Genomic DNA, 17,438 nt, shown 5'->3' with positions numbered 1-17,438 from the left:
CCCTGAACATGTCCGAATAGAGTTTCGGTCCCAATGTCAGGGCAAACAGGTGAATCTGCGGTTAAAGCGGGTGAATTTTCAGCGGGCAGAGTGTTGGGCGCGCGCCAAAGAGGATGCGGCCCCGATCACTGCTCCGGTAAAGCCCAAAAGCATCATCAGAAAGCCCAACGCGATCAAACCGGCCAAAGCGCTGGCAATCGCAGCGACCATAGCCAACATCAGACCCAGCAAACCGACCAATGTCGAAAGGGTAGTCAAGCGGGTCATGTGCGGGTCTCCGGTCACTCGTTATCTCAAACCATGGACCCCATATGGCACCCGTAACCGATATTTCAAGCTGAGACAGGCATGATCACGCGCAGTTCAGAATTGTTTTGCCTTCAGATTGGGCAATTCATCGCCAAGATGCTGGAAACCGGGCGTTCCGCGATCTTCGGGGTGCCGTGCCAGATGCTTTTGTTTGATCTGCTCTGAGCTGTCGCGGCTGCCATCATGACTGTAGCCGGGTGGTGCAAAACAATAGGCCAGCCTTTGGCGCAAAGTCAGGCCGGGTTGTGTGGCGTCGCGCCAGATGCCAACCCATTCATGAAAGGCCACGCGCAACGGGTTGAAGGTTCCGATGTTGTGGACCAGCCCGTAGTCGACCCGCTCATCCTCTTGTTCGGGTACAAAGGTGCCGAACATCTTGTCCCAGATGATGAAAACACCTGCATAGTTGCAATCCAGATAGCGCGCGTTGCGGCCGTGATGGGCCCGGTGGTGACTGGGGGTGTTCATCACAGCCTCGAACCAGCGGGGCATTTTGCCGATGGCTTCGGTATGGATCCAGAACTGGTAGATCAGGTTCAACCCGCCGACAAACAGGACCATGGCCGGGTGAAAGCCGAGCAGGATCAGAGGTGCGCGGACCACCATCATGAAGGTGAACGTATAGGTCCAAGTTTGCCGCAAAGCGGTGGTCAGGTTGTAGTGCTGTGAGCTGTGATGGTTCACATGGCTGGCCCAGACCCAGCGAATGCGATGACCGAACCGGTGCACCCAGTAGTACCGCAGGTCATCCAGCACAAAGCACAGGACGATCACAGGGATCGAGGTGCCCAGATCAAGTGGCGTGATCTGCCACAGCCACATAAAGAACGCATAGGCGATGAACCCCAGCAGAAAGCCCGAAGCGATGTTTCCGGCCCCCATGATCAATGAGGTCACCGCATCGCGAGTCTCATACCGGCCACCCCGGCCTTTGACAGCGATCCACAAGAACTCGGCCAGAATCGCGGCGATGAAAAAGGGAACTGCCCATTGGACGGCGTCGGGAAAGGTAATCTGGTCGGTCATGTGGGTTCCATCAGGTTACGCCAATGGCTGCGTTCGAATTCGTCCAGACGAACAAGGCATCTGGGTGTGGCAAAGTCGTGAAACTGGATTTCGAACCCGTCGGGATGGTCCAGCAGGTCATAATCCAGTAGGTGCCGCGCGACGGTATCCGTGCCAAAGGACCAGATCAGACCAGGGCTGTTTGTGGTTCGGATCAGGGCAGTGTGGCCATCATGGGCGATTGTCAGATCGATCACGTCATCGTCCGGGAAATGGCGCAGCCATTCCTGAAGCGTGTTGTCCTGTGTCAGCGCGCGCAATTGCGATCGGCCTGTCAGGTGCAGCAACAGCGTGACACCAGCGATTCCTCCGACCACCAGCACCAGAAGAATTTCCAGCGGCATTTGGTCCTCCCGCGGCCAGAGTGCAGCCGGCCTTTGCAGCTGTCAAAGGTGGCGTGGCGTAAGGCGGAATGGCAAAGGGGCGCAGCCGCAGTGGTTGCGCCCCTCGAGAACTCGATCGGGTCAAAATTATATCAGTTGCTGATCGTGTAAGTCCCGCCAGAGTCACCCTTGCCTTTGTTGCGGGTGAACGTCACCTGATTGCCGTCCAGCGAAACGGTCTGGCAATCTTGCGGCAACGTATCGCTTCCAACCACCAGATTGCGGCACCAGAACCGTTTGTTCCAAACCCAGGCCCCGGCAACGTTTCGACCGTCGTCCAGTTTACCAGACAGTTTTCCGTCGGCCGAAATGACCAGGGTCGCCCCGTTCCCAGTCAGCGTTTTGCCAGCAACTGCATCAAGGAATTGCTTCTGCTTTTTGATGTCCTTGGCGTCGGCTGCCACCGCCGCCGCCAGTGCAATAAAGGTAGCAGCGGCAAGTGTTACGATACTCTTCATAAAATACTCTCCTGATTAAACGGCAAGAGAGTATCATGATTCTAACGGTTTAGAGCAGAATTTCTCAGCTTTCAGCGTTGACGAGAGCCGAGATAATCGCCTTCGCGCTATCCGAGTTCCATTCGGCATCACCAATCAGTCGCGCGATCTCATTGCCGTCCGGATCAAGTATCACGGTGATCGGCAGGCCAATCACGCCCATCTCACGCGCCACGGCCTGTTTGGGGTCCTGATGGCGAGGCAGGTTGTCGATCCCGTTCTCGTCAAAGAACTTTTTGATCCCGGCGGGTGAGTTGCGCCCGGTGGCCAACGTCAGCACCTCGAACCTGTCGCCGCCGAACTCTTCTTGAAGTTCAGCGATCTGGGGCATCTCCTTGCGGCACGGGGCACACCAGGTGGCCCAGAAGTTCAGGAGGATGTATTTGCCCTTATAGTCCTCCAGAGACGCCGTGCCGCCATCATCTTCCAACTCAAATTCAACCGCTTCAACCGGTTTGGGCTCTTTATGCAGGATCAGTCGCTTCAGGCTGTCCTCGCGCAGCGGCCCCAATGTCTCGGCATCGGTTGCCAAAGCGGCGTTTGCACCCAGCGCTAGGGCCATATAAAGGGGGATCAGACGTAACAGGCGCATATTAACTCCGGGTTTTCTTTCATGACCGATCAATCCTCGAACCAGATGTGGGGCGGCCGCTTCGCCGCCGGTCCAGACGCGATCATGGAGGCAATCAATGCCTCGATCGGGTTCGATCAGCGGATGGCAGCCCAGGACATCGCAGGCTCGCGCGCCCATGCCGCCATGTTGGCCGCCACAGGCGTTATTAGTGATAGTGACGCGCAGGCTATTCGGGAAGGGCTGCTCACCGTTTTGTCAGAAATCCAAAACGGAGACTTTCAGTTCTCGACCGCGCTGGAAGACATCCACATGAATGTCGAAGCGCGCCTGAAAGAGGTGATCGGTGAACCCGCAGGCCGTCTGCACACGGGTCGGTCGCGCAATGATCAGGTGGCGACCGATTTCAAACTCTGGGTCCGCGATCAGTTGGATGCGGCAGAAACCGGCATTCTGGCTCTGATCCGCGCGCTTTTGGCGCAGGCCGAGGCCGGGGCGGATTGGGTCATGCCGGGCTTTACCCATTTGCAAACCGCGCAGCCGGTAACATGGGGCCACCACATGATGGCCTATGTCGAGATGTTTGGTCGCGACCTGTCCCGCGTGCGTGACGCGCGCGCCCGGATGAACGAATCCCCGCTGGGGGCCGCTGCGCTGGCTGGGACATCTTTCCCAATCGACCGGTACATGACGGCCGAAGCGCTAGGCTTTGACCGCCCTGCCGCGAACTCGCTGGATGCCGTCAGTGACCGCGACTTCGCGCTAGAGTTCCTGTCCACTGCCTCGATCTGCGCCGTTCACCTGTCGCGCTTTGCCGAAGAACTGGTGATCTGGTCCTCGGCCCAATTCCGGTTTGTGACGCTGTCCGACCGGTTCTCGACCGGCTCGTCGATCATGCCGCAGAAGAAAAACCCCGACGCGGCGGAGCTGATCCGCGCCAAAGTTGGCCGCATCTTTGGTGCGAACACTGCGCTGATGATGGTGATGAAGGGCCTGCCGCTGGCCTATTCCAAGGATATGCAGGAAGACAAGGAACAGGTCTTTGACGCCGCCGACAACTGGATGCTGGCGCTGGCCGCGATGGAAGGCATGGTCAAGGATATGACCGCCAACCGCGATAGCCTTGCTGCCGCTGCGGGGTCTGGTTTTTCGACCGCGACCGATCTAGCCGACTGGCTGGTCCGGGTGCTGGGCCTGCCGTTCCGCGATGCGCATCATGTGACCGGGTCGCTGGTTGCCATGGCCGAAAGCAAGGGCAGCGACCTGCCGGATCTGTCGTTGGAAGACATGCAATCGGTCCACGATGATATCACCGATGACGTCTATTCTGTCCTCACCGTTAAAAACTCGGTAAACTCGCGCCAATCTTATGGAGGGACTGCGCCTGATCAGGTGCGGGCTCAGATCAAACGATGGAAGGCGTTGGTATGATGCGTATGTTTCGGGTCATTCTGCTGATCTTGACCGGTTTTGCCTTGGCAGCCTGTGGTGCCGATGGCGAACCTGTTCAGCCGACCGCCAGCCTGGGTGTTGGCGTCGGATCCAGTGGGACACATGTTGGCGGAGGCGTTGGCCTACGCAAAGGCGGCCTCGGCCTTTATCTGGGTGTCTGATCCGAAACCCAACACCGTTAGCACCGAGCCTGAGGAGAACGGCATATGCGAACCATCGGCCTAGTTCTAACGCTTGCCGTTTTGGCGGCGTGCGAATCCACATCTGCGTCGCGCCCTGATCCTAAGCCAGAGCCAAAACAGTCCGGCATTTCTGTATCCGGCTATGCACGTGCCGGGGTCTCGACCGAGTTCTAAATAGCTGCGTGGGGCTCTTAAGCGCCCGAATCCATTGAACCGGGGGGCCGTTTTGGTCTAAGCGCGCAGATATGGATCACTTTCTCTACCGCGACGGCGCGCTTTTCGCCGAGGATGTCCCAATCTCCGAAATCGCTGCCGCGGTCGGAACCCCGTTCTATGTCTACTCAACAGCCACCTTGCTGCGTCATTTCAAGCTGTTTGATGATGCGCTTGAGGGAACCGATCACCTTGTTTGCTACGCGATGAAAGCGGCCAGCAATCAGGCCATCCTGAAGACATTGGCACAGGCAGGCGCTGGGATGGATGTTGTTTCAGGCGGAGAATACCTGCGGGCCAAGGCTGCAGGCGTTCCGGGCGATAAGATCGTGTTTTCAGGCGTCGGCAAAACGGCAGATGAGATCCGGACTGCCCTGACCGGCGGCATCCGCCAGTTCAACGTGGAATCCGAACCCGAGATGCAGGTGATCAGCGCGGTTGCGGCAGAGCTGGCGATGGTTGCGCCGATCACAATCCGGGTGAACCCGGATGTGGATGCGAAGACTCATGCCAAGATTGCGACAGGTAAGTCCGAAAACAAATTTGGCATTCCGATCTCGCGCGCATCCGAGGTTTATGCGCTGGCCGCCAGCCTACCGGGGCTCGAGGTGATTGGGATTGACGTTCATATCGGGTCACAATTGACCGAGCTGGAGCCGTTTGAGCTTGCCTATACCAAGGTCGCCGAGCTGACCGAACAATTAAGGGGCGAAGGGCACAATATCCGCCGCCTCGATTTGGGGGGCGGTTTGGGCATTCCATATGCGCGCTCGAACGATGCGCCACCGCTGCCTGTCGAATATGGCGCGCTGATCAAGAAGACGCTGGGACATTTGGATTGTGAAATCGAGATCGAACCTGGACGTCTGATCGCAGGCAATGCCGGGCTGATGGTCAGCAAAGTGATCTATGTGAAATCCGGCGAGGGTCGGGATTTTCTGATCCTTGATGGCGCAATGAACGATCTTATCCGCCCGGCAATGTACGAGGCGTATCACGACATTATTGCTGTTCAGGAACCCGCTGCCGGGGTTGAACAGCAGCCCTATGACATCGTGGGCCCGGTCTGCGAAAGCGGCGATACTTTTGCCAAACAGCGCAACATGCCGCCGCTTGAAGCGGGTGATCTGGTGGCGTTTCGCAGTGCCGGTGCGTATGGCGCGGTGATGTCTAGTGAATACAACACGCGGCCGTTGATCCCCGAGGTTCTGGTGCATGAGGATCAATTTGCAGTTATTCGTGAACGCCCAAGCTTTGACGAAATCATAAACCGCGATACCATACCTACGTGGCTTTGACGCAATCAGCGTAAGGGCCCGATCAGGAGGCCCGCATTGCGCGATAAAATGAAACTGCCGATACCAAAACGTTCGCTCTGGCTGACCCATGCAGGAATGCTGGCCGAGCAGGTTTTGCGCGCATTCTGGCCGTTTTTCTCGATTTTGATGGCTGTTCTGGCTGCTTTGATGTTGGGCCTTCAGGATCAAGTGCGCGTTGAATTTGTCTGGGCCGCAGGTGCAGTCAGCCTGATCGCGCTGAGCGTGGCTGCGGCTGTTGGGATTCGGCGATTCCATCGGCCGACGCGCTCTGAGGCGCTTGTCCGCTTGGACGAGGCATTGCCCGGACGCCCTATTCAGGCGTTGATCGATGACCAGGCCATTGGGGAGACGGATGCGGATTCAGTTGCTTTGTGGCATGCGCACAAGGCACGGATGGCGCAGCGCGTCTCTCAGGCCGAGGCAGTGAAACCTGATCTGCGCCTTGCTTCGCGCGATCCGTACGCCCTGCGCTATGCCGCTCTATTGGCATTGGTTGTTGCCATGCTGTTCGGATCGCTATGGCGCATTGGCTCCGTCGCCGAGATGACGCCGGGAACAGCGGTCGCGGGGCAGGGACCAACCTGGGAGGGCTGGGTTGAGCCACCGCGCTATACCGGCCTGCCAACACTCTATCTTGCCGATCAATCGGGGCCCGCTCTGTCCGTGCCTGCAGGCAGTAGTGTGACCTTGAGGTTTTATGGTGAGGTTGGTGCGCACAGCCTGACCGAAACAAGTTCGGTCACTGGAACCGAAGCTGCCACTGAACCAGAACAGGATTTTGTTGTCACTCAATCGGGGCAATTGCGGATCGAAGGACCTGCAGGCCGGGATTGGGTTGTTGACGTGATTGGCGATGCCCCTCCGACCATTGACGTGGCAGGTCGGGCCGAGGCCGAAGCGGGCGGGCAGATGAAGCTGCCGTTTCAATCCAGTGACGACTATGGCGTTGTCTCTGGCTCTGCCCTGATCGAACTTGATCTGGACGCCGTAGATCGCCGGTATGGTTTGACCACCGAACCTGAGCCGCGCGAGGTGATCGAGATTGAATTGCCCATGCCCATCACCGGCGACCGGGCTGATTTTACCGAAGACTTGATTGAAGACTTCTCGCAGCATCCATGGGCGCATCTGCCGGTGCGGATAACGCTGATGGCGCGCGATGCGGCGGATCAGCAATCGGAATCGCAACCCTATCTGACCCTCTTGCCTGCGCGCCGGTTCTTTGATCCGCTTGCGGCTGCTGTGATCGAACAACGGCGCGATCTGCTTTGGTCGCGCGAGAACGGCGCACGGGTCGCTCAGGTGTTGCGGGCAGTTTCGCATCAGCCCGAGGGTCTGTTCCGCTCGGATACGGCCTATCTGCGACTGCGCGTGTTATTACGTCGGTTGGAGACCTTTAATCAGTACGGGTTGAAGCAGCCTCAGCAGGAAGAAATCGCGCAAGCCCTGTGGGATCTGGCGGTGCTGATCGAAGACGGCACTCTGGCCGATGCACTTGAGCGGATGCGCCGCGCGCAGGAACGCCTAAGCGAGGCGATGCAAAATGGCGCGAGCGATGAAGAGATTGCAGAGTTGATGCAGGAGCTGCGCGAGGCGACGCAGGACTACCTCCAACAGTTGCAGCGTCTGGCGCAACAGAATGGCGAAGATGGTGAACGTCAGTCTGGGCAAAATGGCGAGTCGCTGCAGATGTCGCAGGATGATCTGCAGGCCATGATGGACCGCATTCAAGAACTGATGGAACAGGGCCGCATGGCCGAAGCCCAGCAGGCGCTGGAAGAGTTTCAGCAGATGATGGAAAACATGCGTGTCACCCAAGGTCAGGGTCAAGGTGGCCAGTCCGAGGGGCAACAGGCCATGGAAGGTCTAGCCGAGACATTGCGCGAACAACAAGGTCTGAGCGATCAGGCCTTCCGCGATTTGCAGGAACAATTCAACCCGGGCGGGCAGGCCGGTGAAAGCCAGGGCAACGAAGGTCGCAATGGTGGTCAGGGTCGGGGTCAAAGCCACGAAGGACAGGGCGGTCAGGGGCAGGATTCGGATCAGGCTGGTGAAGGTCAATCCGGTCAGGGCAGTCTGGCGGATCGTCAACAGGCGCTGCGCGATGAGTTGCGGCGTCAGGAACAGGGCCTGCCGGGTGCCGGCACGCAGGAAGGCGAAGCCGCCCGCGATGCGCTGGGCCGTGCGGGTCGGGCCATGGATGAGGCCGAACAAGCCCTGCGCGGCGATGATTTGGCCGAGGCGATAGATCGTCAATCCGAAGCGATGGAAGCCCTGCGCGAAGGCATGCGCTCACTTGGTGAGGCGTTGGCCGAGAACCAGCAAAACCAATCCGGTCAAGGTGCGCAGGAAGGCGAGGCCCAAGCGAATAACCGTGATCCACTGGGTCGAAACCCCGGCGCTGCGGGGTCCATCTCGACGGATGACAATCTGTTGCAAGGCGAAGATGTTTACCGCCGCGCGCGTGAGCTGCTGGATGAAATCCGCCGCCGGACCGGAGAAACCGACCGGCCTACGATTGAGTTGGAATACCTGAAACGGCTGCTGGAACGGTTCTGAGGCCGTCAGTTCTGTGATGCGCCTGATCCGGCCTGTGCCTCAAGCCAGATACGCGCCTGATCGATCAGCGATACGTAGGGTTTCAGCACTGGATCCGCCTGTGGGACGACTTCGCTGATTTGCTGCGCATTGCCGTAGATCAGATACAGGATCACCGCGATGATCAGAACCAATGCAAACCCGCGTACAAAGCCACCGGATTTGCGTGCTGGTTGCGCGGCATCCGGGTCTTCGGCCAACATGCTGGAGTTGATGGTCTCAACATCCGGCAACGCCTCTTTCTGACCGGCATCTTCGGATGTTTCTGACGCGGTTGGCGTTTTGGGTTCGACCTTTGGAATTGGTGCGACATCCAATGCGAGATCAGGCTGCGTTTCAAGGCTGCTGCCTTCCTGCGCCCTGAGTTCGGATTCTCGTGCGGCCTCTTCCTGAAGAATATCGGCGACAGAGGGGTCGATATTTCCGGACGTCTTGGTTTCAGTCTTGGCCACTTCCGTCTCCTGGTCGGAAAAGGCTTCCTCGACCGGAGATCTGTCACTGCCTGTGTCGTCTTCTTCCTCAGGTGTCGACGTCTCGAGCTCAGAGAGCTTGGCCTTCAGTTCGGTGGTTTCCACCCCAGCTGCTTCAGGTGTTTCATCGGCGGGGTATTTCGCCTGAAACCATGTCTGATCACAGGCGGAACATTGCACATCGCGGCCTTCTTCGGGGATGACCTCGTCTGGCACCTCATATTGGGCACTGCAATTCGGACATGTAAGACGCATGCTGCCTCCCCGGCCGGCAATTCGGCGGATAATAGTTTTTTCAGGCATATTATTCCGTTAAGACCCAACAGCAAAGCGCGATTTCGGTTTCAGGGTCCAAGTGTCACCAATTGGACTCGGTACAGGCATTGAAACCACATTCGCGCTCGGGCAAGAAGAGCAGCATAATAAAGGGGACACGTGTGATCGAGCTGGAGAATGTCAGCTACACCTATGGTGGCGGCGAATTGCTGAGTGACGTCTCGGTGCAATTGCAGCCGGGCTCGTTTCATTTTCTGACGGGTCCATCGGGGGCGGGCAAAACCACTTTTCTAAAGCTGTGTTATGGCGCGTTGTTGCCAACGTCGGGGCGTCTGAGCGCCTTTGAGCAGGATGTTTCAGCCTTAGACCGTGATGAGATGGCGTTGCTGCGCCGCCGGATCGGTGTTGTACATCAGGATTGTCAGTTCCTTGATCACATGACCCTGGCAGAAAACGTGGCTTTGCCGCTAATGGTTTCGGGCCGCGCCGAGGCCGAGGAAAAAAGCAATTTGTCAGAATTGCTTGGATGGGTCGGGTTAGGTTCGCGGCTTGAAGCACATCCGCCCGAATTGTCTGGAGGTGAACGCCAACGTGCCGCACTGGCGCGTGCCCTGATCCTGTCACCCGATGTTGTATTGGCGGACGAACCCACGGGAAACGTGGATTGGGAGATGTCGCAGCGTCTGTTGCGCTTGCTGGTCGAGTTGAACAAAATGGGCAAAACCGTCCTGATCGCCACCCATGATCTAAGCCTGATCCGCGCCGCGAAAAGCCAGGTCCAGGCCCGCGTGCTGCGTATTTCGCAACGCCGGTTGCAGCTGGCGGGGGCCGATCTATGAGCAAGGGTGACATCCGAAACCTGCTGCGCCGCGACAGCCGCGCCGATCGGGTGGTGCCACCCACCGGTTATACCGCTCATCTGACGTTGTTTGTTTCTGGCGCGATGGCCTTTCTGACGGTTTTTGCGTTGGCCTTGTGTCTGGCCTCGGGCCGGATCGCGGATCGCTGGGCCTCGGAACTGGCCGGGGCGGCAACGCTGCGGATCAACGCCCCTGCTGAACAACTGGCCGCCCAGACCGAGGCCGCTCTGACCGTTCTGAACCAGACACCGGGTGTGGCATCAGCCCGTGCCCTGACTGTTGAAGAACAGGCGGCGTTGCTGTCGCCCTGGTTTGGGCCGGACCTGCCACTGGACACGCTACCCATCCCGCAGCTGATCGAGATTGTCGAAGGCGAGCCTGGGCTGGATGTTGCTGGCTTGCGCCTGCGCCTGGGGGCTGAAGTGCCGGGTGCCGTACTGGACGACCACACACGATGGCGCGAACCTTTGGTGGACGCGGCCATGTCCCTGCGGCGGCTTGGGTGGATTTCGATCCTGCTGATCGGAGGCGCAACAGCTGCCATGATCACGTTAGCGGCCAATGCCTCGCTGGCGGCGAATGCGCAGATCATCGAAGTGTTGCGTCAGGTCGGTGCGCGCGACCGATTCATCGCGGGCGCCTTTGTGCGTCGGTTCACCTATCGCGCGCTGTTCGGTGCGGCGGTCGGCACAATGCTGGGCATGATCGGTGTTCTGCTATTGCCCGAAGCCTCGGATGCCGGAGGGTTCTTGTCCGGCGTCGGATTTCAGGGGACGGATTGGGCGCTGCCGGTGGTGATCCCAATTCTGGGTGCCATTGTCGCTTTCTTCGCGACCTGGACCGCTGCGCGCCGCAAGTTGAAGGAGCTTTCCTGATGTCCAAGGCTGTTCAATGGGTCCGCTCGTTGGTCTTTATGTTCGTGATCTACTTTTGGATGCTGATCCTCGGCATCGTATTTTTGCCCTATGCGATTTTTTCAAAACAGGGGGCATCAAGGGCCTGCAAAACCTATGCGCGCAGCACATTGTGGCTGGCGCGCTGGATGGTGGGTATTCGCAGCGAAGTACGCGGAACACCGCCGACAGGTGAGGTTGTAATCGGTGCCAAGCATCAATCCTTTCTCGATATCATTATGATCTTCAACGCTATCCCGCATGGCAAGTTCATCATGAAGCGAGAGCTGTTGTGGACCCCGATCATCGGGATGTATGCGCGCCGTTTGGGCTGTATTCCCGTGAACCGGGGCAAGAAGGGCGCCGCAGTGGCCAAGATGGTCAAGGACGTCGCTAAAGAATTCACCGAACCCGGTCAGCTGGTCATCTATCCGCAAGGCACCCGCGTCGCACCGGGGGCCAAGAAACCTTACAAAGTTGGCACTGCCGTTTTGTACGAAGGGTTGGGTTTTCCCTGTGTCCCTGTGGCGACAAATGCGGGCGTGTTTTGGCCGCGTACGGGTCTCATGCGCAAGCCGGGCCTTGCGATTGTAGACTTCCTTGAACCCATTGAGCCCGGTGTAGAACGCGAAGAATTTCTGGAACGTCTAGAAAACGTAATCGAAACACGTTCTGACGCGCTGATGCAAGAAGTGGGGTTTGATCCGGATGCAGTTCATTGACGATCTAAGCACGTTAGAAGGGCTCTACGGCACACCGGGCGCGCCATCTTTGCGTAAGGTGGTGCGACAGCTTACGCCGCTTTATCGTAAGTGGATTATGGCGTCCCGACTATGCGTTCTGAGTACGGTTGGCCCGGAAGGCGTAGATGGCAGCCCGCGCGGTGACGATGGCCCGGTGGTTCTGGAACTGGATCCCGCTACGCTGGCCCTGCCGGATTGGCGAGGAAACAACCGTTTGGATTCGCTGCGCAATATCGTGCGTGACCCGCGCGTGTCGTTGATGTTTTTTGTGCCGGGTTCGAACAATGTGGTGCGTTTGAACGGGTCGGCACGGCTGACGGCTGATGACGATTTGCGCGCGCGCTTCGAAAAGCACGGAAAACGCCCAGCGACCGTTATCGTGATTGACATCCAGGAAGTCTACACGCAATGCGCCCGTGCGCTGATGCGGGCTAAAACCTGGTCAAGCGAAGATGAATCCCAAGGTCTCCCAACGGTGGGAGAGATCCTTGCCGAAGCGTCGGACGATGAGGAAGGCGGCGCACATTATGATCAGGAATGGGCTCCGCGCGCCGCCAAAACGATGTGGTAGGCATCGCGATCAAACCGCCGCCGCCCCGATTTTTTCAACCTTCGAAATCCAGCGCTCGACGCTGCCGGCTTTTGGATAGCTGGCACCTGCGAAGTATGTGAACTTCGTTGGTTTGAAGCCGACAAACCCCAATATCTGATCACGCACCTGACGGATAAGCGCTTGGCGATAGATCAAGCGCATGAACCAGCCGGGCGTATCCGAGGTCAGGATTACGCGCGCAGTACGCCCGGTCAGCATCGGGGCTGGAAAACCGAGTTTCGTCGTGTTGCGCGTGTCGAAAGTGCGCCCCGGGATGAACATCCGGTCGATCAGCCCTTTTAGTTTCGCAGGCAATCCACCCCACCACATAGGCGCAGTCAGGACCAGATGATTGCTCCACTCAATATCTTGCAGAACCTGTTCCAGTTCGGGTTCGAGGGGTTTGAAATCATGGTAATTGCCCTGACCGAAATCCAGGTCAAACTGAAGATCGCTTAGGTGAACGACGCGCACGTCATGACCATTCTGGCGTGCCGCGTCGCCATATGTCTGCGCAAAGGTGCGTGACAGGCTGTTTTTACCAGGGTGCCCGTCCAGGATCAGAATTTTCTTCGGTTGCATTGGGTTTCTCCTAAAAAATGACCGCGGTCATCTTATAGAATCAAAAAATGACCACGGTCAATAATAAATTTGACCGCGGTCAAAAAATATGCAATCTGGGCTCATGCAAAAGACAGTTCAGAAACGCACACTGAAAACCCGCGCCCGCCTGATGGCAGCATCGGAAGAGTTGATTCAGAAAAACGGATACGAGGCCTTAAGGGTCGAGGAGGTGGTGCAACTGGCTGGCGTTGCCAAAGGCACTTTCTTCGCCCATTTCCGCGACAAAGATGCGTTGATGGAGATCATGATCGCGGACAAATTGAATGCCTGTCTGGATCAGGCTGACAACGGGCCAAAGCCAGGAACCGTCGCCGAGATCATCACCGCCCTTGAACCGGTTCACAGTTTCATGACGTCCGAGAGGTATGTCTTCGATCTTTTGATCCGATATTCAGGTGCAACCGCTATCGCTGAAATCGGGCCCATCGCCTATTGCTTTGAGCGGTATTTCCGCGTGGTGATGATGTGGCTTGATGCCACCGAGATGCGCAAGGATGTGCCATCAGAGCTATTGGCCGAGGGCGTGCAGGCTTTTGCGATTCAGGCCATGTCTCTGAGATTCTGCGCGCTGCATTCTGCGACGACATTTACAGATCGGCTGGAAACATATCTGGAGGCGTGGCTGACCCCAGCGCGCTGATCGCGGCCGGGGTCATGAGCGTTAGCTGTGGATTGGTCCGTCACCGCAGGCCAGTGCAGCCTCGCGCACGGCTTCGGAATAGGTCGGGTGGGCGTGGCAGGTCAGGGCGAGGTCCTCGGCAGAGGCACCAAACTCCATCGCCACGCAGACCTCATGGATCAGATCACCTGCGGCCGGGCCGATGATATGTGCGCCGAGAATACGATCAGTTTCCTTATCGGCCAGAATCTTGACGAACCCATCGGCGGCAAAGTTCGCCTTGGCGCGACCGTTGCCCATGAACATGAACTTGCCAACTTTGTAGGCACGGCCCTGTTCTTTCAGCGTCTCTTCGGTCTCGCCAACATTGGCGACCTCGGGCCAGGTGTAGATCACACCCGGAATGACGCCATAGTTGACATGACCATGCTTGCCCGCGACCTGTTCGGCTGCGGCCATGCCTTCATCCTCGGCCTTATGCGCCAGCATTGGGCCTTCGGTCACGTCGCCGATGGCATAAATACCGGGCACGTTGGTCTGCCAGTCGGCACCGACCTTTATCTGACCACGCGGTGTCATTTCGACGCCCAGAGCATCCAGCCCCAGACCGTCTGAGAACGGCTTGCGCCCGGTGGCAACCAGCACGGCGTCTGCGTCGATCACATGTTCGCTGTCATCTTTACGCAGTTTGTACGTGACTTTGGCTTTTGTCTTAGTGGCCTCGGTTTTCTGAACTGCGGCCCCCATCACGAATTTCAGACCCTGCTTCTTCAGGATACGTTGGAAGGTTTTCTGCACCTCGGGGTCCATGCCCGGAGTGATCACATCGAGGAATTCAATTACCGTGACCTCAGCCCCCAAACGCTGATAGACCGAGCCCAGTTCCAGGCCGATTACACCCGCGCCGATCACGACCATTTTCTTGGGGATTTTGCCCAAAGACAGCGCACCGGTCGAGGTCACAACAACCTTTTCATCCACTTCGACGCCAGGCAGCGAAGCCGGTTCCGAGCCCGAAGCGATAATGATATTCTTGGCTTCGTGCAATTCGTCACCCACCTTAACCTGGCCGGCAGCCGGGATCGAGCCCCAGCCTTTTAGCCAGTCGATCTTGTTCTTCTTAAACAGGAACTCGATGCCCTTGGTATTGCCTTCAATTGTCTCTTCTTTGTAGGCCTGCATCTGCTTCCAATCGACCGAGGGGCTTTTGCCTTTCAGACCCATCTTGGCAAAGTTATGTTCGGCCTCGTGCAATTGATGACTGGCATGCAGAAGCGCTTTGGATGGGATGCAGCCCACGTTCAGGCAGGTGCCACCCAGCGTCTCACGTCCTTCGACCACGGCGGTTTTCAGGCCCAACTGGGCGCAGCGGATGGCGCAGACATAGCCGCCGGGGCCTGCTCCGATTACGATGACGTCATAGTTTGCCATGAGGGATCTCCTTGAGAAGTCGGGCTGTCACAGGGTTTGGGCCTATGAACAATTTGTACAACAGCGGGGTCACAATAACACCGCCAAAAGCATGAGGGTTGTGGCCAGAAATCCGACCAACCAGATCAGTGTGCGCCAGGGTCTGAGGCCATAGTAATACGCTGGCACATACAGGACGCGCGCAGTCAGATAGATATACGCGCAGGTGGTCGTGAAGCCACCGGTTGATCCGCTGAGTGTGACGACGACACAGGCGATAGCGAACAGGATCAGCCCTTCGAAGTGATTGTTCAACGCGCGGTACAGACGCGCTGTTTTTTCCGAAAGCTGATCTTCTAACCCGCCGCCCAACCGGCTTCGGTCGCGAGCAGACGTGGTCTTGCCGGGTCCGAGTTCCAAATTTGCGGGGACTGCCATCACCACATACTGAACAACCTGCAAAAGTGCGGCCAATGTCAGGGCTGTGAGTTCAGGGGTCACGCTTGAGAAACTTTTGTTGTGTTGCCCGGCGTCGTCGTGCCCGGGCCATACTTGGGGTCTATGTCCAGTGGCAGTCGCATTCAAACGGGTGTCAGTATCTTGACCTGAATATGGGCCACGCCGCCGCGTTCGTGATGCATGGCCAATTCTTCGGACTCGATGAAACTCTGTGCGCGTTCAAGGTCGGTGACTTCAAACAAGGCCACCGCATGATCTTTCAAATTGGGGTCACGCCAGATGTGGAGGTCGCGGATACCCGCGGCCTCTCTCATTTTTTGATCCTCGCGGAACACCTTTAGCCAGACATCGAAATCTGCGACATCGGCCTGCCAGAGAATATGCGTTGCCATGGTTACAGATCCATAAGCAGGCGGCGGGGGTCTTCAAGCGCTTCTTTCACGCGAACCAAGAAGGTTACCGCGCCTTTGCCGTCGACGATCCGGTGGTCATAGGACAGCGCCAGATACATCATCGGGCGGATCACCACTTGACCGTTGATCGCCATCGGGCGGTCCTGAATCTTGTGCATGCCAAGTATGCCCGATTGCGGCGGGTTCAGGATCGGCGAGGACATCAACGAGCCGTAGACACCGCCGTTTGAGATGGTGAAGGTGCCGCCTTGCATCTCTTCCATGCTCAGCTTGCCGTCACGGGCGCGTTTACCTTTTTCGGCAATCGCCTTTTCGATCGCGGCAAAGGACATGCTGTCGGCATCGCGGATAACCGGAACCACCAGTCCTGTCGGTGTACCAGCGGCTACACCCATATGGACGAAGTTCTTGTAGACGATGTCGGTACCGTCGATCTCGGCATTCACCTCGGGCACTTCTTTCAACGCGTGGCAGCAGGCCTTGGTGAAGAAGGACATAAAGCCCAAACGGACGCCATGTTTCTTTTCGAACTGGTCCTTGTACTGGCTGCGCAGGGCCATCACCTCGGTCATGTCGACCTCGTTATAGGTGGTCAGCATCGCTGCGGTGTTCTGGCTGTCTTTCAGGCGCTTTGCGATGGTCTGACGCAAGCGGGTCATTTTGACCCGTTCCTCGCGCGCAGCGTCGCTGGCCGCAACCGGAGCGCGCGGGGCCGGAGCAGGCGCTGCCGCAGGTGCGGGGGCCGGGGCAGCAGCGGTTGCAACGGCACGTGCCACATCGTCTTTCATAATCCGGCCATCACGACCAGTCCCGGTGACCTGATCAGCGGACATGCCTGCCTCGGCCATGGCTTTCTCAGCAGAGGGGGCATTGGCCACGTCTTTGCCTGTGCTGGCTGCTGTGGGGGCCGTTGCTGCTGCGGCAGCCGCCGGAGCCGCACCAGCCGCCGCACCCGATATCACCGCCAGTTTCGCTGAGGCATCTACAGTTGTACCTTCGGGAGCTGCAATTTCTGCCAGAACACCCGCTGCGGGGGCAGGTACCTCGACCGAGACTTTATCGGTTTCCAACTCGCATAGCATTTCGTCCTGAGCGACGCTGTCGCCAACCTGTTTGAACCAAGTTGACACGGTTGCCTCGGTCACGGACTCGCCCAGTGTTGGCACCATCACGTCGACACTGCCCGCTGACGCCGCGGGCGCTGCTGCAGGGGCCGGCGCCGCGGCCGCAGGGGCAGCCGCTGCGCTGTCACCATCTGCGATGGTCGCCAGCAACGCATCGACGCCAACCGTCTGGCCTTCGGCCGCAACGATCTCACCCATCACGCCCGCAGCCGGGGCAGGCACTTCTACGGTGACCTTGTCTGTTTCAAGCTCACAGAGCATCTCATCCACAGCGACCGCGTCGCCTGGTTTCTTAAACCATGTCGCAACTGTGGCTTCTGTTACCGACTCGCCAAGCGTGGGAACACGAACTTCAATCGTCATCGT

General features: G+C 58.0%; 21 protein-coding genes. 10 read left to right on the top strand and 11 right to left on the bottom strand.

Going from position 1 to position 17,438, the window contains the following annotated elements:
• Nucleotides 1-78 precede the first annotated feature (78 nt).
• The 5 genes from ACR0DH_RS10005 to ACR0DH_RS09985 form a co-directional block, all read right to left on the bottom strand.
• A complete protein-coding gene (locus ACR0DH_RS10005) occupies nt 79-267 on the bottom strand; it encodes a hypothetical protein (RefSeq protein WP_480548517.1) in 189 nt (62 codons plus the stop codon).
• A 96-nt stretch (nt 268-363) separates the two neighbouring features.
• Entirely contained in the window at nt 364-1,335 is a 972-nt protein-coding gene (locus ACR0DH_RS10000; protein WP_480548519.1) for a sterol desaturase family protein, read from the bottom strand.
• Nucleotides 1,332-1,718, bottom strand: coding sequence for a hypothetical protein (locus tag ACR0DH_RS09995; RefSeq protein ID WP_480544378.1), 387 nt, complete (start codon nt 1,716-1,718; stop codon nt 1,332-1,334). Before ACR0DH_RS09995 ends, ACR0DH_RS10000 begins: the two co-directional genes overlap by 4 nt.
• 131 nt (nt 1,719-1,849) lie before the next feature.
• The gene (locus tag ACR0DH_RS09990; RefSeq protein ID WP_480544377.1) at nt 1,850-2,215 is read right to left on the bottom strand and encodes a hypothetical protein; all 366 of its coding nucleotides are present in this window, start codon (nt 2,213-2,215) and stop codon (nt 1,850-1,852) included.
• A gap of 64 nt (nt 2,216-2,279) precedes the next feature.
• Nucleotides 2,280-2,846, bottom strand: coding sequence for a TlpA disulfide reductase family protein (locus ACR0DH_RS09985; RefSeq protein WP_170535784.1), 567 nt, complete (start codon nt 2,844-2,846; stop codon nt 2,280-2,282).
• A gap of 21 nt (nt 2,847-2,867) precedes the next feature.
• Here ACR0DH_RS09985 and argH point away from each other — a divergent pair, with 21 nt between their 5' ends.
• The 5 genes from argH (at nt 2,868) to ACR0DH_RS09960 (ending at nt 8,550) form a co-directional block, all read left to right on the top strand.
• The gene (gene argH, locus ACR0DH_RS09980; RefSeq protein WP_480548521.1) at nt 2,868-4,256 is read left to right on the top strand and encodes an argininosuccinate lyase; all 1,389 of its coding nucleotides are present in this window, start codon (nt 2,868-2,870) and stop codon (nt 4,254-4,256) included.
• The gene (locus ACR0DH_RS09975) at nt 4,253-4,438 is read left to right on the top strand and encodes an argininosuccinate lyase (protein ID WP_417750407.1); all 186 of its coding nucleotides are present in this window, start codon (nt 4,253-4,255) and stop codon (nt 4,436-4,438) included. The genes argH and ACR0DH_RS09975 overlap by 4 nt, the downstream gene beginning before the upstream one ends.
• Before the next feature lie 45 nt (nt 4,439-4,483).
• Nucleotides 4,484-4,633, top strand: a complete 150-nt coding sequence (locus tag ACR0DH_RS09970) for a hypothetical protein (protein ID WP_170535788.1) — start codon at nt 4,484-4,486, stop codon at nt 4,631-4,633.
• 71 nt (nt 4,634-4,704) lie between these two features.
• Nucleotides 4,705-5,970 carry a diaminopimelate decarboxylase gene (gene lysA, locus ACR0DH_RS09965; protein ID WP_480548523.1) on the top strand — a complete coding sequence of 422 codons (1,266 nt, stop codon included), beginning with the start codon at nt 4,705-4,707 and terminating at the stop codon, nt 5,968-5,970.
• A 48-nt stretch (nt 5,971-6,018) separates the two neighbouring features.
• Entirely contained in the window at nt 6,019-8,550 is a 2,532-nt protein-coding gene (locus ACR0DH_RS09960) for a TIGR02302 family protein (protein WP_480548928.1), read from the top strand.
• 5 nt (nt 8,551-8,555) lie between these two features.
• Here the strand turns inward: ACR0DH_RS09960 and ACR0DH_RS09955 are convergent, their stop codons facing one another.
• On the bottom strand, nt 8,556-9,314 hold the full coding sequence (locus ACR0DH_RS09955) for a zinc-ribbon domain-containing protein (protein WP_480548525.1): 759 nt from the start codon (nt 9,312-9,314) through the stop codon (nt 8,556-8,558).
• Nucleotides 9,315-9,496: 182 nt separating this feature from the next.
• On the opposite strand from ACR0DH_RS09955, the gene ACR0DH_RS09950 reads away from it, so the two are divergent.
• The 4 genes from ACR0DH_RS09950 to ACR0DH_RS09935 are packed head-to-tail and all read left to right on the top strand — an operon-like array spanning nt 9,497 to nt 12,402.
• Nucleotides 9,497-10,174, top strand: a complete 678-nt coding sequence (locus ACR0DH_RS09950; RefSeq protein ID WP_480548527.1) for a cell division ATP-binding protein FtsE — start codon at nt 9,497-9,499, stop codon at nt 10,172-10,174.
• Nucleotides 10,171-11,070 (top strand): cell division protein FtsX, encoded by a 900-nt coding sequence (locus ACR0DH_RS09945; RefSeq protein WP_480548529.1) that lies wholly within the window; start codon nt 10,171-10,173, stop codon nt 11,068-11,070. Before ACR0DH_RS09950 ends, ACR0DH_RS09945 begins: the two co-directional genes overlap by 4 nt.
• Nucleotides 11,070-11,810 carry a lysophospholipid acyltransferase family protein gene (locus ACR0DH_RS09940; RefSeq protein ID WP_480548531.1) on the top strand — a complete coding sequence of 247 codons (741 nt, stop codon included), beginning with the start codon at nt 11,070-11,072 and terminating at the stop codon, nt 11,808-11,810. Before ACR0DH_RS09945 ends, ACR0DH_RS09940 begins: the two co-directional genes overlap by 1 nt.
• Nucleotides 11,797-12,402, top strand: a complete 606-nt coding sequence (locus ACR0DH_RS09935; protein ID WP_480548533.1) for a pyridoxamine 5'-phosphate oxidase family protein — start codon at nt 11,797-11,799, stop codon at nt 12,400-12,402. The genes ACR0DH_RS09940 and ACR0DH_RS09935 overlap by 14 nt, the downstream gene beginning before the upstream one ends.
• Before the next feature lie 9 nt (nt 12,403-12,411).
• On the opposite strand, the gene ACR0DH_RS09930 is transcribed toward ACR0DH_RS09935, so the two are convergent.
• Nucleotides 12,412-13,005 carry an NAD(P)H-dependent oxidoreductase gene (locus ACR0DH_RS09930; protein WP_480548535.1) on the bottom strand — a complete coding sequence of 198 codons (594 nt, stop codon included), beginning with the start codon at nt 13,003-13,005 and terminating at the stop codon, nt 12,412-12,414.
• Nucleotides 13,006-13,108: 103 nt separating this feature from the next.
• Between ACR0DH_RS09930 and ACR0DH_RS09925 the strand changes: the two genes are divergently transcribed.
• The gene (locus ACR0DH_RS09925; protein ID WP_480544367.1) at nt 13,109-13,687 is read left to right on the top strand and encodes a TetR/AcrR family transcriptional regulator; all 579 of its coding nucleotides are present in this window, start codon (nt 13,109-13,111) and stop codon (nt 13,685-13,687) included.
• A gap of 21 nt (nt 13,688-13,708) precedes the next feature.
• Here the strand turns inward: ACR0DH_RS09925 and lpdA are convergent, their stop codons facing one another.
• From lpdA to odhB, 4 genes are all read right to left on the bottom strand, one after another.
• Nucleotides 13,709-15,097 (bottom strand): dihydrolipoyl dehydrogenase, encoded by a 1,389-nt coding sequence (gene lpdA / locus ACR0DH_RS09920; RefSeq protein WP_480544366.1) that lies wholly within the window; start codon nt 15,095-15,097, stop codon nt 13,709-13,711.
• Between the two features lie 69 nt (nt 15,098-15,166).
• Nucleotides 15,167-15,577, bottom strand: a complete 411-nt coding sequence (locus ACR0DH_RS09915; RefSeq protein WP_480544365.1) for an MAPEG family protein — start codon at nt 15,575-15,577, stop codon at nt 15,167-15,169.
• Between the two features lie 80 nt (nt 15,578-15,657).
• The gene (locus ACR0DH_RS09910) at nt 15,658-15,927 is read right to left on the bottom strand and encodes a hypothetical protein (RefSeq protein WP_353012019.1); all 270 of its coding nucleotides are present in this window, start codon (nt 15,925-15,927) and stop codon (nt 15,658-15,660) included.
• Nucleotides 15,928-15,929: 2 nt separating this feature from the next.
• Entirely contained in the window at nt 15,930-17,435 is a 1,506-nt protein-coding gene (odhB, locus tag ACR0DH_RS09905) for a 2-oxoglutarate dehydrogenase complex dihydrolipoyllysine-residue succinyltransferase (RefSeq protein WP_480544364.1), read from the bottom strand.
• Nucleotides 17,436-17,438: the final 3 nt, after the last annotated feature.

It is taken from the genome of Ruegeria sp. I1 (assembly GCF_056532675.1).
The sequence above is the reverse complement of the archived record's forward strand: the minus strand, read 5'-3'. Positions and strand labels throughout refer to the sequence as shown.

What these genes read in the sequence shown, in the direction of transcription:
- ACR0DH_RS10005 (WP_480548517.1), bottom strand. Translation starts at nt 267, where the DNA reads ATGACCCGCTTGACTACCCTTTCGACATTGGTCGGTTTGCTGGGTCTG.
- lysA (WP_480548523.1), top strand. Translation starts at nt 4,705, where the DNA reads ATGGATCACTTTCTCTACCGCGACGGCGCGCTTTTCGCCGAGGATGTC.
- ACR0DH_RS09935 (WP_480548533.1), top strand. Translation starts at nt 11,797, where the DNA reads ATGCAGTTCATTGACGATCTAAGCACGTTAGAAGGGCTCTACGGCACA.
- ACR0DH_RS09940 (WP_480548531.1), top strand. Translation starts at nt 11,070, where the DNA reads ATGTCCAAGGCTGTTCAATGGGTCCGCTCGTTGGTCTTTATGTTCGTG.
- ACR0DH_RS09960 (WP_480548928.1), top strand. Translation starts at nt 6,019, where the DNA reads ATGAAACTGCCGATACCAAAACGTTCGCTCTGGCTGACCCATGCAGGA.
- argH (WP_480548521.1), top strand. Translation starts at nt 2,868, where the DNA reads ATGACCGATCAATCCTCGAACCAGATGTGGGGCGGCCGCTTCGCCGCC.
- ACR0DH_RS09995 (WP_480544378.1), bottom strand. Translation starts at nt 1,718, where the DNA reads ATGCCGCTGGAAATTCTTCTGGTGCTGGTGGTCGGAGGAATCGCTGGT.
- ACR0DH_RS09930 (WP_480548535.1), bottom strand. Translation starts at nt 13,005, where the DNA reads ATGCAACCGAAGAAAATTCTGATCCTGGACGGGCACCCTGGTAAAAAC.
- ACR0DH_RS09985 (WP_170535784.1), bottom strand. Translation starts at nt 2,846, where the DNA reads ATGCGCCTGTTACGTCTGATCCCCCTTTATATGGCCCTAGCGCTGGGT.
- ACR0DH_RS10000 (WP_480548519.1), bottom strand. Translation starts at nt 1,335, where the DNA reads ATGACCGACCAGATTACCTTTCCCGACGCCGTCCAATGGGCAGTTCCC.
- ACR0DH_RS09970 (WP_170535788.1), top strand. Translation starts at nt 4,484, where the DNA reads ATGCGAACCATCGGCCTAGTTCTAACGCTTGCCGTTTTGGCGGCGTGC.
- lpdA (WP_480544366.1), bottom strand. Translation starts at nt 15,097, where the DNA reads ATGGCAAACTATGACGTCATCGTAATCGGAGCAGGCCCCGGCGGCTAT.
- ACR0DH_RS09910 (WP_353012019.1), bottom strand. Translation starts at nt 15,927, where the DNA reads ATGGCAACGCATATTCTCTGGCAGGCCGATGTCGCAGATTTCGATGTC.
- odhB (WP_480544364.1), bottom strand. Translation starts at nt 17,435, where the DNA reads ATGACGATTGAAGTTCGTGTTCCCACGCTTGGCGAGTCGGTAACAGAA.
- ACR0DH_RS09990 (WP_480544377.1), bottom strand. Translation starts at nt 2,215, where the DNA reads ATGAAGAGTATCGTAACACTTGCCGCTGCTACCTTTATTGCACTGGCG.
- ACR0DH_RS09945 (WP_480548529.1), top strand. Translation starts at nt 10,171, where the DNA reads ATGAGCAAGGGTGACATCCGAAACCTGCTGCGCCGCGACAGCCGCGCC.
- ACR0DH_RS09925 (WP_480544367.1), top strand. Translation starts at nt 13,109, where the DNA reads ATGCAAAAGACAGTTCAGAAACGCACACTGAAAACCCGCGCCCGCCTG.
- ACR0DH_RS09975 (WP_417750407.1), top strand. Translation starts at nt 4,253, where the DNA reads ATGATGCGTATGTTTCGGGTCATTCTGCTGATCTTGACCGGTTTTGCC.
- ACR0DH_RS09955 (WP_480548525.1), bottom strand. Translation starts at nt 9,314, where the DNA reads ATGCGTCTTACATGTCCGAATTGCAGTGCCCAATATGAGGTGCCAGAC.